Source organism: Pseudomonas allokribbensis, assembly GCF_014863605.1.
In the GTDB taxonomy this organism is placed as follows: Bacteria; Pseudomonadota; Gammaproteobacteria; order Pseudomonadales; family Pseudomonadaceae; genus Aquipseudomonas; species Aquipseudomonas allokribbensis.
The window spans coordinates 3041893-3057541 of sequence record NZ_CP062252.1 but is presented as its reverse complement, the minus strand read 5'-3'; the positions used below and the strand labels follow the sequence as shown (position 1 = coordinate 3057541).

Below are 15649 nucleotides of genomic sequence, written 5' to 3'. Positions count from 1 at the left end.
TACTGATTGCACAGAAGAACGCACTGACAAAGTAATCAAATGGCCATCAAGCCGATGAAACGCTTGTTTGATCGTTCGACAAGGCTCTAGCCCGGCAGTCGCAGTACTGATCGATCCCACGCGTTGCGTGGGAATTCAGGGTTACGGATTCTGGCTGGTTTCCATCTGCCCGTCCCAGCCACCGCCCAGCGCCGCGATCAATTGCACACTGGCAATCAGTCGACTCTGCAGGATATTGAGCACCGTCCGCTCGTTGCTCAACGCCGTGGCTTGCACCACCACCACGTCGATGTAGGCAATCAGCCCGGCCTTGTACTGGTTCTGGGTCAGACGCAAGGAATCGCGCGCAGCATCGAGGGCTTCCTGGCGTACCGCCGCCTCGTCCTCGTACACCTTCAACTGCACCAGATAGTTTTCCACTTCACGGAAGCCGTCGAGCACGGTCTGCCGGTATTTGGCCACAGTTTCGTCGTACTTCGCTTCGGTGCGATCAACTTCCGCCGAGCGTCGGCCGCCGTCGAACAGCGGCAGGCTCATTTTCGGCCCCACCGACCAGAACCGGTTCGGCAGGCTGATCAGGTCCCGCGAAGTACTGCTGCTGTAGCCGCCACTGAGGCTCAGGCTGAAGTCCGGGTAATACGCGGCCTTGGCCACGCCGATGTTGGCGTTGGCCGCGATCACCGAGCGTTCCGCCGAAGCGATGTCCGGGCGACGCTCCAGCAATTGCGACGGCAGGCTCAGCGGAATCTGCGGCAGCTTCGGGATGTCCTGGGTTTCGGCTAGCTTGAATTGCGCTGGAGGCTGGCCGGTGAGTACCGCGATGGCGTTTTCGAACTGCGCCCGCTGCCAGATCAGGTCCACCAGATCACCCTGGGTGGATTTGAGTTGTGTCTGCGCCTGGGCTACCGCGTCACGCCCGGAGACCCCGGCGTTGTACTGGTTCTGGGTCATTTTCAGCGAGCGCTCATAGGCCGCCACTGTCGACTCCAGCAGGCGCTTCTGCTGATCGATCACGCGCAATTGCAGGTAGTTCTGCACCAGTTCCGACTGCTGGCTCAGGCGCATCGCCGCCAGATCGGCGAAGCTGGCCTGGGCGCTGGCTTCATTGGCCTCCAGACCACGACGCAGCTTGCCCCAGACATCGGCCTCCCAACTGACGCCCAACTGGGCGTTGTAGGTGTCACGAATCCCGCTGGAAGAACTGCTCAGGCTTGAACTGCTGCTGCCGGTGCCCTGGCTGGAACGGGTCTTGCCCGCGCTCAAGTCGATGCTCGGGTAAAACGCCCCGCGTGCATCACGCACCAGGGCCTGAGCCTGACGGTATTGCGCCTCGGACTGGGCGACAGTCTGGTTGGCGCTGTTGAGCTTCTCGATCAACTCGTTGAGCTGACGATCACCGTACAGCTCCCACCAGGCGCCACGGGCCAGAGAGTCGGCAGGACTGGCCTGACGCCAGCCTTCGGCCTCTTTGTACTGGGCAATTTCGGCGGTCTGCGGGCGCTGGTAGTCCGGGCCGACGGCGCACGCACTGAGCATCGCCACGCACAGTGACAGGCTCAGCAAACGCGAGCCGCGGACACTGGCCAGTTGGATAAGCGAACGGTCATTCATAGCGGAGTTTCCAGAGCGGCATCGGTACGTACGCCACGCCACTTGTTGAAGCGGTGGCGGGCCTTGTCGAGATAGAGGTAAACCACAGGCGTGGTGTAAAGGGTCAGCACCTGACTGAAAATCAGCCCGCCGATGATCGTCAGGCCCAGCGGCTGGCGCATTTCCGCGCCTTCGGCCCGGCTCAGCAGCAACGGCAAGGCACCGAGAATCGCCGCCAGCGTGGTCATCAGGATCGGTCGCAGACGTTGCAGGCAGGCGCTGCGGATCGACTCCAGCGGCGCCATGCCCTGATGACGTTCCAGTTGCAGTGCCAGGTCAATCATCAGGATCGCGTTCTTCTTCACCACGCCGATCAACAGGAACAACCCGAGCAGCGAGATCAGGCTGAACTCGCCGCCCAGCGCATAGATCGACAGCAACGCACCAACCCCGGCCGACGGCAGCGTCGACAGAATCGTCAACGGGTGAATGTAGCTTTCATACAGCACGCCCAGCACCAGATACACCGCCAGCAGCGCGCCGAGGATCATGAACGGCTGGCTCTTCTGGGTGGCCGCAAAGGCGTCGGCGGTGCCGGCCATTTTCGCGATCACGTCTTCCGGCAGACCGACCTTGGCAATCGCCCGTTCGATGGCGGCACTGCCCTGCTCCACCGTCACGCCTTCGGCCATGTCGAACGAAATGCTTTCGGAGGCGAACTGGCCTTCGTGGCTGACCCGGTCGTCTTCCAGGCTGTTTTCGTAGTGCGCAATGGTCGACAGCGGAATCCGCGCGCCATCAGCAGTGATCACCTGCACCTGATTAAGCGTGACCGGGTCCTGGGCGTATTTCGGATTGACCTCCATCACCACCTGATACTGGTTGAGGCTGTCGTAGATCGTGGAAATCTGCCGCTGGCTGTAGGCGTTGTTCAGGACGGCGGTGACCATGTTCATGTCCACGCCCAAGCGTTTGGCCTGATCACGGTCGACGATCAGTGTCACTTGCTGCGCACCGCGTCCTTCACGGGCGTCGATGGCGGTCAGTTCCGGCAAGGCTCGCAGCGCGGTGACCACTTTCGGGTACCACTCGCGCAAAGCGCCGAGATCACCGCTCTGCAGAATGTAGGTGTACTGCGACGTGGTCTGCTCACGACCACCGCCAAATTGCAGGTCCTGGTCGGCCATCAGCATCAACTGTGCGCCGGGCACCTTGGGCATTTCCTTGCGCAGACGCTCGATGACTTTCTGCGCCGAGATATTGCGCTCCTTGATCGGCTTCAGACGCACCAGCATGAAGGCGTTGTTGGTGCCGTTGTTGCCACCGATGAACCCGGCGACACTCTCGACCGCTTCGTCCTTGAGCACGGCGCGGCGGAAAGTCTCCATTTTCGGCTGCATCACGCTGAACGACAGACCGTCGTCACCGCGCACGAAACCGATCAACTGGCCAGTGTCCTGTTGCGGCAGAAACGTTTTCGGCACCACCACGTAAAGTGCGACGTTCACGCCGACCGTGATGATCAGGCTCAACAGCGTCAGGCGCCGATGACGCAGCACCCAGTCGAGGCTGGTGGCGTACTTGCCGACCATCCAGTCGTTGGTGCGCCGGCTCCATCGCTGCAGACGGTTCTCCTGGCCCGGCGTGTGCGGCTTCAGCCAACGGGCACAGAGCATCGGGGTCAGGGTCAGGGAAACCACCAGCGACACCACGATGGCCGCGGCCAGGGTGATGGAAAATTCGCGGAACAGGCTCTCGATGATCCCGCCCATGAACAGGATCGACAGGAACACCGCCACCAGCGACACGTTCATCGACAGCAAGGTGAAACCGACTTCCTTGGCCCCGAGGTACGCGGCCTTCATCGGTTTGACGCCTTCGTCGATGTGCCGGGAAATGTTCTCCAGCACCACGATGGCGTCGTCCACCACCAGCCCGGTGGCCAGAATCAGCGCCATCAGCGACAGGTTGTTCAGCGAGAAGCCGTAGAGGTACATCACCGCAAAGGTGCCGACCAGCGACACCGGCACTGCCAGGGTCGGAATCAGGGAAGCGCGGAAATTGCCGAGGAACAGGAACACCACCAGGATCACCAGCGCCACGGCGATCAGCAGGGTCATCTCTGCTTCATGCAGGGTGGCCTTGATCACCGGCGAACGATCCATCGCCAGGTTCAGCTTGACGCTGGCCGGCAACACGGCCTGCAACGCCGGCAGCTGCGCCTTGATCTCGTTGACCGTCTCGATGATGTTGGCGCCGGCCTGCCGGTTGATCACCAGCAACACCGCCGCGTCGTCATTGAAGAAACCGCTGTTGTAGCGGTCTTCCACGCCGTCGGTGACCTTGGACACGTCCTTCAGACGCAGGGCCGCACCGCCGTTGTAGTGGATGATCAGCGACTCGTAGTCCTTGGCTTTCTCCAGTTGGTCATTGGCCTGGATCTGCCACAAGCGCTGGTCATCCTCGACCGAGCCCTTCGGCCGACGCACGTTGGCGCCAGCGATGGTCTTGCGCACATCGTCCAGCGCCACGCCGTACTGGTTCAGCGCCTGGGGTTCGAGCTCGATGCGCACCGCCGGCAATGAGCTGCCGCCGATCTGCACTTCGCCCACGCCCTGCACCTGGGACAGGCTCTGGGACAGGATGGTCGAGGCCAAATCGTAGAGCTGGCCTTTTTCCAGCACATCCGACGTCAGCGACAACACCATGATCGGCGCCTGCGACGGGTTGACCTTCTTGTAGGTCGGCATGCTGCGCATCCCGCTTGGCAACAGGTTGCGCGAAGCGTTGATCGCCGCCTGCACTTCCCGCGCCGCGCCGTTGATGTCGCGGTCGAGGTCGAATTGCAGAATGACCCGGGTCGAGCCCTGGCTGGAGCGGCTGCTCATGGTGTTGACGCCGGCGATGGCGCCGAACGAGCGTTCCAGCGGCGTCGCCACGGTCGAGGCCATGACTTCCGGGCTCGCGCCGGGCAGGCTCGCCTGCACCACGATCACCGGGAAGTCCATTTGCGGCAGTGGCGACACCGGCAGCAGGCCGAAGCTCACGCCGCCCAGCAGCATGATCGCCAGGCTCAGGAGCATGGTCGCCACCGGGCGCTTGATGAAAGGACCGGACAGGTTCATGGCTGTTCTACCGGCTCCACGGCCGAAGGCGCACGGCCCCAGCGCCGACCAAGGCGGTCGAAGTACAGGTAGATCACCGGGGTGGTGAACAGTGTCAGCACCTGGCTCACCAGCAAACCGCCGACCATCACCAGACCCAACGGCTGACGCAATTCAGCGCCGGAACCGGTGGCCAGCATCAGCGGTACCGCGCCGAACAACGCCGCGAGCGTGGTCATCAGAATCGGCCGGAAGCGCAACAGCGCCGCCTGATAGATCGCCTGTTCCGGGGCCATGCCCTGGGTGCGTTCAGCGTCGAGAGCGAAGTCGATCATCATGATCGCGTTCTTCTTCACGATACCGATCAGCAGGATGATGCCGATGATCGCGATCATGCCCAGGTCGTTGCCGCTGAGCAGTAGCGCCAGCAAGGCGCCGACCGCCGCCGACGGCAAGGTCGAAAGAATCGTGATCGGGTGGATGTAACTCTCGTAGAGCACGCCCAGCACGATGTACATGGTCACCACCGCCGCCAGAATCAGCAGCAAGGTGCTCGACAGCGAGGCCTGGAACGCTTCGGCCGCGCCCTGGAACTGAGTCTGCACACCGATCGGCATGCCGATGTCCTTCTGCACCTGCTCGATGATGTCCACCGCATGCCCCAGCGCCACGCCATGAGCAAGGTTGAACGACATCATCACCGCCGGGAACTGGCCAATGTGGGTGATCGCCAGTTGCGCCTGACGCTCCTCGACATGGGCCAGGCTCGACAACCGCACCTGACCGCCATCGGTGGTCTTGACGTGAATCTGATCCAGCGCCTGCGGGCCGATCTTCTCCCCGGCCTGAGCCTGCAACACCACGCGGTACTGGCTGGCCTGAGTGTAAATGGTCGAGATCTGCCGCTGGCCAAAGGCGTCGTACAGCGCATCGGTGATATTCGCCACCGACACGCCGAGGCGCGAGGCCGCGTCACGGTCGATCACCAGGAACACCTGCAAACCCTTGTCCTGCAAATCGCTGGCGACGTCGGTCAGTTCAGGGCGCTGGGCCAGTGCTTCCACCAGCCGCCCGCTCCACAGGCTGAGCAGTTCGGCGTCCGGCGAGGACATGCTGAACTGGTACTGGGTGCGGCTGACACGGTCTTCGATGGTCAGGTCCTGCACCGGCTGCATGAACAGGCGGATGCCTACCAGTTTGTCCAGTTGCGGTTGCAGGCGGGTAATCACTTCGGCGGCCGTCAGGTCGCGCTGACCGTGAGGCTTGAGGTTGATCAGCAGGCGACCGCTGTTGAGCGTGGCGTTGTCACCGTCGACGCCAATGTAGGACGACAGGCTTTCCACCGCCGGATCTTCCAGAATCACCTTGGCCAGCGCTTGCTGACGCTCGCCCATGGCGGCAAAGGAAATCGACTGCGGCGCTTCGGAAATCCCCTGGATCACCCCGGTGTCCTGCACCGGGAAGAAGCCCTTGGGCACCACCATATAAAGGAACACGGTCAGCGCCAGCGTGCCGATGGCCACCAGCAACGTCAGCGGCTGGTGCTTGAGCACCCACTGCAACTTGCGCCCGTAAGCGGCGATCATCCAGTCGATGAACGCACCACTGGCCCGGTAGAAACGGCCCTGTTCATGTTCTTCCGGCTCACGCTTGAGCAAACGGGCGCACATCATCGGCGTCAGGGTCAGCGAGACCACCAGGGAAATCAGGATCGCCACCGCCAGGGTGATGGCGAATTCGCGGAACAGCCGCCCCACCACGTCGGCCATGAACAGCAGCGGAATCAGTACCGCAATCAGCGACAGGGTCAGGGAAATCAGGGTGAAACCGATCTGCTTCGCGCCCTTGAGCGCGGCCTGCATCGGACTGTCCCCTTCCTCGATGAAACGAGCGATGTTCTCCAGCATCACGATCGCATCGTCGACCACGAAACCAGTGGCGATGGTCAGTGCCATCAACGTCAGGTTGTTGACCGAGAAACCGGCCAGGTACATCACGCCAAACGTACCGATCAGCGACAGCGGCACCGCGACGGACGGAATGATGGTGGCACTGGCGCGACGCAGGAACAGAAACGTCACCATCACCACCAGAGCGATGGCGATCAGCAGTTCGTGCTGCACGTCGGTGACCGAGGCGCGGATGGTCTGGGTGCGGTCGGTCAGCACGGTCACTTCAAGGCCGGCCGGCAGGTTGTCGGTGATGCTCGGCAACAGCGCCTTGATCCGGTCGACCACTTCAATCACGTTGGCGCCCGGTTGACGCTGAATATTCAGCAACACTGCCTGATTCTGGTTGGCCCACGCGGCCAGACGCTCGTTCTCGGCGCCGTCGACGATCTGCGCGACATCCTTGAGCCGCAACGGCGCGCCGTTCTTGTAGGCCAGGATCAGGTTGGCGTAATCCTTGGGCGAAGTCAGCTGGTCATTGGCATCGAGCATCGACACCCGGGTCGGGCCGTCGAAGTTACCTTTGGGCTGGTTGACGTTGGACGCGCTGATCAGCGTGCGCACGTCCGACAGGTTCAGGCCGTTGGCGGCGAGCGCTTCCGGGTTGACCTTGATCCGCACCGCCTGACGCTGACCGCCAGCGATGCTGACCATACCCACGCCGCTGATCTGAGCGATCTTCTGCGCCATGCGCGTATCGACCAGATCGTTGAGTTTGGGCAGCAACATGGTTTTCGAAGTGATGGCCAGGGTCAGCACCGGGGTGTCCGCCGGGTTGACCTTGTTGTACACCGGTGGCGCTGGCAAGTCGGTCGGCAGTAGATTGGTCGCGGCGTTGATCGCGGCCTGTACCTGCTGTTCGGCGACATCCATGTTGATGTCGAGGCTGAAACGCAGGGTCAGCACCGAGGCACCGCCGGAACTGGTCGAGGCCATTTGCGTCAGGCCCGGCATCTGCCCGAACTGGCGTTCGAGCGGCGCGGTGACGGCGCTGGTCATCACGTCCGGACTGGCGCCCGGGTACAACGTCATGACCCGGATGGTCGGGTAATCCACCTGCGGCAGAGCCGAAACCGGCAGCAGGCGATAGGCGATCAGGCCGGCCAGCACGATGGCCAGCATGCTCAGCGTGGTGGCGACCGGGCGGAGGATGAACAGACGCGAAATGTTCATGCGCCCTTCTTGGCCTTGTTGGTGGCAGCGGCGTCAGGCGCGGTGGCGGCTGACTTGCCTTGCAGGTGTTCGGTCGGCGTGGCCGGCACGTCCTGGCTGTCGTTGACCACTTCGACTTCGCTGCCTTCTTTCAAACGGTCGGTACCTTCCAGCACCACGCGGTCGCCGGCGGCCAGGCCTTCGGTGATCACGGTGTTCTGACCATCGCTGGCACCGATCTTCAATTGGCGGATGGTGACTTTCTTGTCGCCGTCCAGCGCGTAGACGAAGGTGCCGTTGGTGCCGAACTGGATCGCGGCCGACGGAGCCAGCACGACGCCTTTGAGGGTGTCGGCCAGCAGGTGGACGTTGACGAACTGGTTGGGGAACAGCGACTGATCGCGGTTTTCGTAGCGTGCCTTGAACTTCAGGGTGCCGGTGGTCACGTCGATCTGGTTGTCGAGGCTTTGCAGCACGCCGCTGGCTTGCAGTTTGGTGTCGCCACGGTCCCAGGCTTCGGCGGGCAGCTTGGCGCCGCTGTGGTAGCGGGCGAGTACGGTTTCGAGGGTGTTTTCCGGCAGCGTGAAGACCACGCTGATCGGTTGGGTCTGGGTGATCACGGCGAGGAACGTGGTGTCATTCGCCGCCACCAGGTTGCCGACGTCGAGTTGACGCAGGCCGACGCGACCGGCAATCGGTGCACGGATCTTGGTGAATTCGAGGTTGAGCTTGGCGTCGTTGACCGCCGCCTGATTGGTCTTCACGGTGCCGAGGTACTGGCCGACCAGCGCTTCGGCGGTGTCCAGGGTCTGCTTGGCGATGCTGTCTTCCTTGAACAGGCCGCGATAGCGCTCGACGTCGACCTGGGCGTTTTTCAGCTGAGCCTGGTTCTGCAGCAAGGTGCCCTCAGCCTGGAGCAAGGCGTTCTGGTACGAGCGCGGATCGATTTCCGCCAGCAGATCGCCGGCCTTGACCATCTGCCCTTCTTCGAAATAGATCTTCACCAGTTCGCCGCCGACCCGGCTGCGCACGTTGATGGTGTTGAGCGCGGTCACGGTACCCAGCGCCTTGTAATACAGCGGGAAGTCACCGGTGACGGCCGGCGCCACGCGCACCGGGATCGGACCTGCCGCGCCGCCGAAGCCCGGACGCATCATCCCCGAACGACCGGTATGACCGGCCGCGGCTTTCTCGCCGCCCTCTTTGTGGGTCGATCCGGCGGGCCAGAATTTCCAGCACAGACCGGCGATGACCAGCAGGACAAGCAGGCTGAGCAGCCAGCGACGAGAGTTTCGGGAAGACGATTGCATGGAGTGATTAACCATTGGGCGCGTGGGCTTCTTTTACGGGAGGCTGAACGATAAGCACTGGTGGGGGTAAAGCAAAGCAGCTTTACCGGCAATTTACCTTCAACTTACGTTTCAAGGTGTGAGCCAAAACACTGATACACAAATGAAAACGGCCTGGACAGGGCCAGGCCGTTAACAATTGTAAAGCGCTTGTTTCAGAACACTTATTTCAAAACCGAGAGAGCTGCCTCGTAGTTCGGCTCTTCAGCGATTTCCTTGACCAGCTCGCTGTGCAGCACGTTGTCGTTTTCGTCCAGCACGACTACCGCACGGGCGGTCAGGCCTTTCAGCGGGCCGTCAGCGATGGCCACGCCGTAGTTCTGGATGAACTCGGCGCCACGCAGGGTCGACAGGTTCTGTACGTTTTCCAGGCCTTCGGCGCCGCAGAAACGGGCCTGGGCGAATGGCAGGTCAGCCGAGATGCACAGCACCACGGTGTTGGCCAGTTCGTTGGCCTGAGCGTTGAACTTGCGCACGGAGGTAGCGCAGGTCGGGGTGTCGACGCTTGGGAAAATGTTCAGCACTTTGCGCTTGCCGGCGAAGTCTTTCAGGGTGACGTCGGACAGATTGCCGGCTACCAGGGAAAAGGCTGGTGCCTTGGAACCGGCTTGTGGCAATTGGCCGTTGACTTGAACCGGGTTGCCTTTGAGCGTGACTTGAGCCATGAACGGAGTCCTTCTTAACGTTGTTGGGAAAGCATGCAAGAGGCGGAAGTTAACCACGAAATTGTCCGACGACCTATGCCTGAACCGAAATTGTCATGTGCCACCACGCAAGATTGGATACAACCTTGAGCGCTACCCAAGCAATTGCAGCATGTTGCGATGGCGGGCCTCGAATATCCGCCGCATGTAGCCGTTCACCAGCAATCGCTCGCTGAACGCCCCGCCAATCGCCGAATACGTCACGCGGTCGGTGTATAGCGTACCGCCCTCACCCGCCGCCACCCGATGTTCATGACGAAAGGCACGCAGCGGTCCCTTGAGCATTTCATCGACAAAATGCGTGTCGCCGACTTCGCGGATCGTCACCGTCCAGTTCGACGGGATCAGATTGAACATCCAGTGCCGGAAACGGAATTGCCGCCCGGCTTCGATACGCAAGTTGTTCAGGTCGATAACCCCCAGCGGCGTGACGCGTTCGGGAAAGATCTTCGGGAAATTGACGCCTTCCAGGCAGAAGTCGAGTACCTCGCTCGGGGTGCGATCGGGGATCAGGGTCGTGAGTTCCAGTGTGGGCATGGCGGACACATTCCGTATGGAGGCGATGCTTGTTAAAACGCGAGTCTGCATCTTTTATTTAACGACCTGTCGATTCAAGCCCCCGCCATTCGACAAAGCAGTGAATCCCTCACTTTCCAGCGGAGAAACACCATGCGTTTCATGATCATTGTCAAAGCCAGCCAGGACTCCGAAGCCGGCGTAATGCCCAGCGAACAATTGCTGACCGACATGGGCAACTACAACGAGGAACTGGCCAAGGCCGGCATTCTGGTGTCCGCCGATGGCCTGCACCCCAGCAGCAAGGGCGCCCGGGTACGTTTCAGCGGTGAAAAACGCAGCGTGATCGACGGCCCCTTCGCCGAAACCAAGGAGCTGATCGCCGGTTACTGGATCTGGGACGTGAAGTCGAAGGAAGAAGCCATCGAGTGGGTCAAGCGCTGCCCTAATCCCATGCCGGGCACCGAAGCCGAGATCGAGATTCGCCAGGTGTTCAGCCCGGAAGATTTCGGCGCCGAGTTCACCCCGGAACTGCGCGAACAGGAAGAACGGGTACGCGAGCAGGCAAAAAAACACTGACTTTGCACAGGGCTCGCGCCAGTACACAAACTGGCGTGATCCTGCGCACAAAACCAAAGAATTAATCCCTCTGACTGGCTAACCCTCGATTAACTGCTAGCTTCAACAGACATGTCCTACAGGCTTGATAAGAAAAGGATTACGCCTTAACGGCCGCGAAGTGCCGAGTCGTCCACTGAGCCACCAGGGAATCGGGGAATCATGTCGAATAAAACGGAAGTTCACGCCTTTTCGTCGGCGCGCTCGCTGACGTCCGTCCTCTGTAACCGGTCGAAACCAGCCCTCAAGGTGGCGGCATACAGCGTCATGGCCACGTTTGTCAGCTGTGGCGTCGGTGCTCAGGATTTCACCGCCAGCCCCGATGAAGCCCGGGCCATCGCCAAGGAAGCCTACCTGTACGGTTTCCCGGTCGTGGAGATGTACAAGACCCTCTACACCCAGGCCATCGACACCAAGAGCCCGAACTACAAGGCGCCACTGAACAGGATCGGCAACACCGCCAAAGCCTTCACCGCCAAAGACACCGCATTCGTCACGCCCAACGCCGACACGCCTTACTCGTTCGTCTGGATGGACCTGCGCGCCGAACCCTTGATCCTCACCCTGCCGCCCATCGAGGAGCACCGTTATTACTCGGTGCAACTGATCGACGCCTACACGCAGAATTTCGCTTACCTGGGCACCCGCAGCACCGGCAACAACGGCGGCCACTTCATGATTGCCGGGCCGGACTGGCAGGGCCAGCAACCGCTGAACATCGACCGCCTGCTGCGCAGCGAAAGCAACATCACCTACGCGCTGTACCGCACGCAACTGTTCGACGACAAGGACCTGGCCAAGGTCAAGCAGATCCAGAAAGGCTACAAGGTCGAACCCCTCAGCCATTACGTGAAACAGAAAGCCCCGGCGCCAGCGCCGAAAGTCAGCTGGCCGAAACCGACGCCGACCATGAGCGAAACCCCGGACCTGTTCCGTTACCTGAATTTCATGCTGGCCTTCACGCCGCCGCAGGATGTCGAGAAAGACTTGCTGGCCCGCTTCGCCAAAATCGGTATCGGTGCCGGCCAACCCTTCGATCTGAAGGCCCTCAGCGCCGAGCAACGCAAGGCTCTGGAAGTCGGCATTGCCGATGCAAAAGCCGAGTTCGCCGCGTTTCAGAAAGACAAGGTCGATACCCATCAGGTTTCCAGCGGTGATCTGTTCGGCACCCGCGATCACCTCAAGGGCAATTACCTGTACCGCTACGCCGGCGCCAACATGGGAATCTTCGGCAACTCCGCCGAAGAGGCCAACTACATCGGTTACTTCGTCGACATGGACGGGCAGCACGCCGATGCCTCGAAACACGACTACACCCTGCATTTCGACAAGGGCGCCCTGCCCCCCGCCGATGCGTTCTGGTCACTGACGATGTACGACGGCAAGACCAAACTGCTGGTGGCCAACCCGCTCAACCGCTACCTGATCAACTCGCGGATGCTGCCGGACCTGAAGCTCGATGCCGATGGCGGTCTGACCCTGTACGTGCAGCACAAGAATCCGGGGAAAGACAAGCAAGCCAATTGGCTGCCTGCGCCGGACGGCCCGTTCTACGGGGTCTTGCGCCTGTATCTGCCAAGACCGGAAGTCGCCAGCGGTGAATGGAAAATGCCGTTGCTCAACCCGGTCGACACAAAACAATAAGCGGAGTCAGTGATGGTCAAGCCTTCCGTTGTGCGCCCGTTGCTGGCGCTGTGCATGCTCGGCAGCCCTGCGCTGTACGCCGCCGAGGGCGGTGTCGGGCGACCGATTACCGGCCAGCAGGTGTTTTCCAATGCCGGGGTCGTCCCGCCGGCACCGGGCTGGGTGACGTCGTTTACCAGCATCTGGTACGACGGCGAGCTCAAGGGCAGTCGTGGCGCGCCGATTTCCGGAGCGGTCAGCGCCGGGATCAAGATGAAAGTTTCCTACACCATGGCCAACGTCACTCACGTCTGGGACACCGGCAAAGGCCGTTGGAACTATGCCTCGGCCATCGGCATACCGGTCCAATACACCGACATCGATGCGGCCATCACCGGCCCCCGTGGACGCACCCTCGGCACCAGCGATTCCGGCACCCAGTTTGCCGACGCGCTGATCACGCCGATCGCCGCCGGCTACCACTTCGACGAGCTCAACCACATCTCGTTTTCGCTGCCGATCTACGTACCGACCGGTGCCTATAACGACAATCGCCTGGCCAACCCCGGCCAGAACAACTACACGTTCATGCCCACCGTGGCGTTCTCGCATCTGGACGGCAAGGGTGGCGAGTTCACGCTGTCCGGCAACCTGCAGTTCTACACCGAGAACAAGGCCACCGATTACCGCACGGGCGACATTTTTTCCCTCGAAGCCCTGTGGACCCACGGTTTTGGCAACGGCTGGAATGCCGGGCTGGTCGCCGGCTACATCCAGCAGGTGAGCGACGACAAGGGCGACACCGCCGACACCCTGAACGGCTTTCGCGGTCGCTCGGTCGGTGCCGGCCCGACCGTTGGCTGGAGCGGCAAGTTCGCCGACGCCCAGGCCAGCGTCAGTGCCCGTTGGGTGCCGGAGTTCGACACCAAGAACCGTCCTGAAGGCAATGGCGTTTCCGTCAACCTGACCCTGGCGTTTTTCTAAGGAGGCGCCAGGGATGGCTATCGCTCGCCGCTTGACCTTATGCAGCGCATTGTTCAGCAGCCTGGCCTGCGCGGGCGGTGATTTACCGGGGCTCGGTAGCGCCCCCGCCAACTCGGTCAGCAAAGGCGATCCGGAAACCTGCCATCGCCTGCAACAGAACTTCGACATCGACCTGAAGGACGTCGTGAAGGCCGGTTGCGACCCGTCCACCGAGCAGATCTCCAAACTGATGGATAACCCGGTGGGCAATCTGGTGCTGCTGGTCAACCAGTTCGACTACACCGCGCTCAAGGGCCCGAACAGCAACGGCACACGGATGCTCGGCAAGTACAGTTTCATGCCGACCTTCCCGATCTCCCTCGGCGAAGACTGGAATCTGATCAACCGCGTGCCGATCAGCTACGTCAGCGCTCCGGTCAACCACAGGGCCGGCAACCTGATCGGCATGGGGCCGAATGAAATCCTCAGTGACCGCGACGATTTCGCCTCGGTGGTCGAGGATCCGTTTGACCGCACCAGCGGCTTCGGCGACCTGACCTACGTTGGCGTGTTCTCGCCCAAGCAACCGGTGCGCTTTGCCGGCGGCGGCAAGATGGTCTGGGGCTTCGGCCCGACGGCGATGTTCCCTACCGCTGAAAAGGACGTGCTCGGCACCGGCAAATACTCACTGGGCCCGGCGTTTGTCGCTGCCTATCTGGGCGAAGACTGGACACTGGGGGTTTTCCCGCAGCACTGGTGGTCGGTCGGCGGCGACAGCCAGCGCAAGGACGTCAGCCTGACCAACGTGCAGTACTTCATCCAGCGCGTGATTCCCGGCCCGGCCCAATGGCGGGTCGGCATGACGCCCAACGTCACGGTCAACTGGAAGGCTGACGGCGGCAACAAGGTCACCTTTCCCGTCGGCATCGGTGCCGGGCGGATTTTCAATTTCGGCAAGTTGCCGGTGCGGATTTCCGGCGAGATCCAGTACTCGGCGATCCACCCCGAAGACCAGATCAGCAGCCGCTGGAATTTCCGGCTGTCGTTCGTTCCGGTCATCCCGACCTTCATGTTTTGAGCAAGGACTCGCGCCATGACCGCACTCACCGACCTCAACGCCCTGCAGGCCAGCATCGCTGAAACGGTGCTCGGCCAGGATCAGGTGATCCGGCAGATCCTGCTCGGCCTGCTGGCCAACGGGCACTTGCTGCTGGAAAGCCTGCCGGGGCTGGCCAAGACCCGCACGGTCAAGGCGCTGGCCAGGCATCTGGACGCGAAGATGAGCCGCATCCAGTTCACCCCGGACCTGCTGCCCTCGGACATCACCGGCGCCGAGGTGCTGCATCAGGTCGAAGGCAAAAACGAGATCCGTTTCCAGCCCGGCCCGCTGTTCGGCAATTTGATTCTGGCCGACGAAATCAATCGTGCGCCGGCCAAGGTGCAAGCGGCATTGCTCGAAGCCATGGAAGAACGGCAGATCACCGTGGCCGGTAACAGCCACGTGCTGCCGGAGTTGTTCATTGTCGTCGCGACGCAAAACCCGATCGAACAGGAAGGCACCTATCCGCTGCCTGAAGCGCAGATGGACCGGTTCCTGATGAAAGTCCTGCTCGATTATCCCAGCGCCGACAACGAGGGCCAGGTGCTGCGACTGCTGCGCGCCGAAGAGTTTGCCCAAGGCGCCAATACCGCGCCGGCCAAGGGCTTCGAACTGGCGCAGGAAGTGATCTTCGCCGCGCGCAAGGAAGTCAGCGCGGTGCACGTCTCCCCTGCCATCGACCGTTACCTGATCGACCTGATCAACGCCACCCGCCATCCGGCCGATTACGACGAAGACCTCGGCCGCTGGATCGCCATCGGCGCCAGTCCGCGTGGCGGCATCGGGCTGGACCGTTGCGCCCGCGCCGATGCGTGGTTGCAGGGCCAGGACTTCGTTTCGCCGGACAACGTGCGCGCCGTGGTGCACCCGGTGCTGCGCCATCGCCTGCAACTGAGCTATGACGCGGTGGCTGATGGCGTCAGCGCCGATCAGGTGTTGGACCGGATTCTCGACAAGGTGGCGATTCCCGCCTGAGGCCTGA

Annotated in this window: 11 protein-coding genes; 5 read left to right on the top strand and 6 right to left on the bottom strand. The window is 61.8% G+C overall.

What is annotated here, in order from left to right; all coding sequences use genetic code 11:
• Positions 1 to 141: 141 nt before the first annotated feature.
• The 6 genes from IF199_RS14005 to IF199_RS13980 all read right to left on the bottom strand — a co-directional run bounded on the left by IF199_RS14005 (position 142) and on the right by IF199_RS13980 (position 10385).
• Positions 142 to 1611, bottom strand: a complete 1470-nt coding sequence (locus IF199_RS14005; RefSeq protein ID WP_192560794.1) for an efflux transporter outer membrane subunit — start codon at positions 1609 to 1611, stop codon at positions 142 to 144.
• Entirely contained in the window at positions 1608 to 4715 is a 3108-nt protein-coding gene (locus tag IF199_RS14000) for an efflux RND transporter permease subunit (protein WP_192560793.1), read from the bottom strand. The genes IF199_RS14005 and IF199_RS14000 overlap by 4 nt, the downstream gene beginning before the upstream one ends.
• On the bottom strand, positions 4712 to 7816 hold the full coding sequence (locus IF199_RS13995) for an MdtB/MuxB family multidrug efflux RND transporter permease subunit (RefSeq protein ID WP_102621371.1): 3105 nt from the start codon (positions 7814 to 7816) through the stop codon (positions 4712 to 4714). The genes IF199_RS14000 and IF199_RS13995 overlap by 4 nt, the downstream gene beginning before the upstream one ends.
• On the bottom strand, positions 7813 to 9120 hold the full coding sequence (locus IF199_RS13990; RefSeq protein ID WP_096820255.1) for an MdtA/MuxA family multidrug efflux RND transporter periplasmic adaptor subunit: 1308 nt from the start codon (positions 9118 to 9120) through the stop codon (positions 7813 to 7815). Before IF199_RS13990 ends, IF199_RS13995 begins: the two co-directional genes overlap by 4 nt.
• Before the next feature lie 188 nt (positions 9121 to 9308).
• Positions 9309 to 9809, bottom strand: coding sequence for a thiol peroxidase (gene tpx / locus IF199_RS13985; protein ID WP_102621372.1), 501 nt, complete (start codon positions 9807 to 9809; stop codon positions 9309 to 9311).
• Positions 9810 to 9941: 132 nt separating this feature from the next.
• Positions 9942 to 10385 (bottom strand): SRPBCC family protein, encoded by a 444-nt coding sequence (locus tag IF199_RS13980; protein WP_192560792.1) that lies wholly within the window; start codon positions 10383 to 10385, stop codon positions 9942 to 9944.
• A 132-nt stretch (positions 10386 to 10517) separates the two neighbouring features.
• Here IF199_RS13980 and IF199_RS13975 point away from each other — a divergent pair, with 132 nt between their 5' ends.
• From IF199_RS13975 to IF199_RS13955, 5 genes are all read left to right on the top strand, one after another.
• The gene (locus tag IF199_RS13975) at positions 10518 to 10943 is read left to right on the top strand and encodes a YciI family protein (protein WP_096820252.1); all 426 of its coding nucleotides are present in this window, start codon (positions 10518 to 10520) and stop codon (positions 10941 to 10943) included.
• 306 nt (positions 10944 to 11249) lie between these two features.
• A complete protein-coding gene (locus tag IF199_RS13970; protein ID WP_192560791.1) occupies positions 11250 to 12626 on the top strand; it encodes a DUF1254 domain-containing protein in 1377 nt (458 codons plus the stop codon).
• A gap of 12 nt (positions 12627 to 12638) precedes the next feature.
• Positions 12639 to 13589 carry a SphA family protein gene (locus tag IF199_RS13965; RefSeq protein ID WP_096820251.1) on the top strand — a complete coding sequence of 317 codons (951 nt, stop codon included), beginning with the start codon at positions 12639 to 12641 and terminating at the stop codon, positions 13587 to 13589.
• A gap of 13 nt (positions 13590 to 13602) precedes the next feature.
• On the top strand, positions 13603 to 14646 hold the full coding sequence (locus tag IF199_RS13960) for a hypothetical protein (RefSeq protein WP_192560790.1): 1044 nt from the start codon (positions 13603 to 13605) through the stop codon (positions 14644 to 14646).
• Between the two features lie 15 nt (positions 14647 to 14661).
• Positions 14662 to 15642, top strand: coding sequence for an AAA family ATPase (locus tag IF199_RS13955; protein WP_192560789.1), 981 nt, complete (start codon positions 14662 to 14664; stop codon positions 15640 to 15642).
• Positions 15643 to 15649 lie beyond the last annotated feature (7 nt).

Excerpts from the sequence above, each read along its gene's own strand:
- IF199_RS13960 (WP_192560790.1), top strand. The coding sequence starts at position 13,603 with ATGGCTATCGCTCGCCGCTTGACCTTATGCAGCGCATTGTTCAGCAGC.
- IF199_RS14005 (WP_192560794.1), bottom strand. The coding sequence starts at position 1,611 with ATGAATGACCGTTCGCTTATCCAACTGGCCAGTGTCCGCGGCTCGCGT.
- IF199_RS13990 (WP_096820255.1), bottom strand. The coding sequence starts at position 9,120 with ATGGTTAATCACTCCATGCAATCGTCTTCCCGAAACTCTCGTCGCTGG.
- IF199_RS13975 (WP_096820252.1), top strand. The coding sequence starts at position 10,518 with ATGCGTTTCATGATCATTGTCAAAGCCAGCCAGGACTCCGAAGCCGGC.
- IF199_RS13970 (WP_192560791.1), top strand. The coding sequence starts at position 11,250 with ATGGCCACGTTTGTCAGCTGTGGCGTCGGTGCTCAGGATTTCACCGCC.
- IF199_RS14000 (WP_192560793.1), bottom strand. The coding sequence starts at position 4,715 with ATGAACCTGTCCGGTCCTTTCATCAAGCGCCCGGTGGCGACCATGCTC.
- IF199_RS13955 (WP_192560789.1), top strand. The coding sequence starts at position 14,662 with ATGACCGCACTCACCGACCTCAACGCCCTGCAGGCCAGCATCGCTGAA.
- IF199_RS13980 (WP_192560792.1), bottom strand. The coding sequence starts at position 10,385 with ATGCCCACACTGGAACTCACGACCCTGATCCCCGATCGCACCCCGAGC.
- tpx (WP_102621372.1), bottom strand. The coding sequence starts at position 9,809 with ATGGCTCAAGTCACGCTCAAAGGCAACCCGGTTCAAGTCAACGGCCAA.
- IF199_RS13965 (WP_096820251.1), top strand. The coding sequence starts at position 12,639 with ATGGTCAAGCCTTCCGTTGTGCGCCCGTTGCTGGCGCTGTGCATGCTC.
- IF199_RS13995 (WP_102621371.1), bottom strand. The coding sequence starts at position 7,816 with ATGAACATTTCGCGTCTGTTCATCCTCCGCCCGGTCGCCACCACGCTG.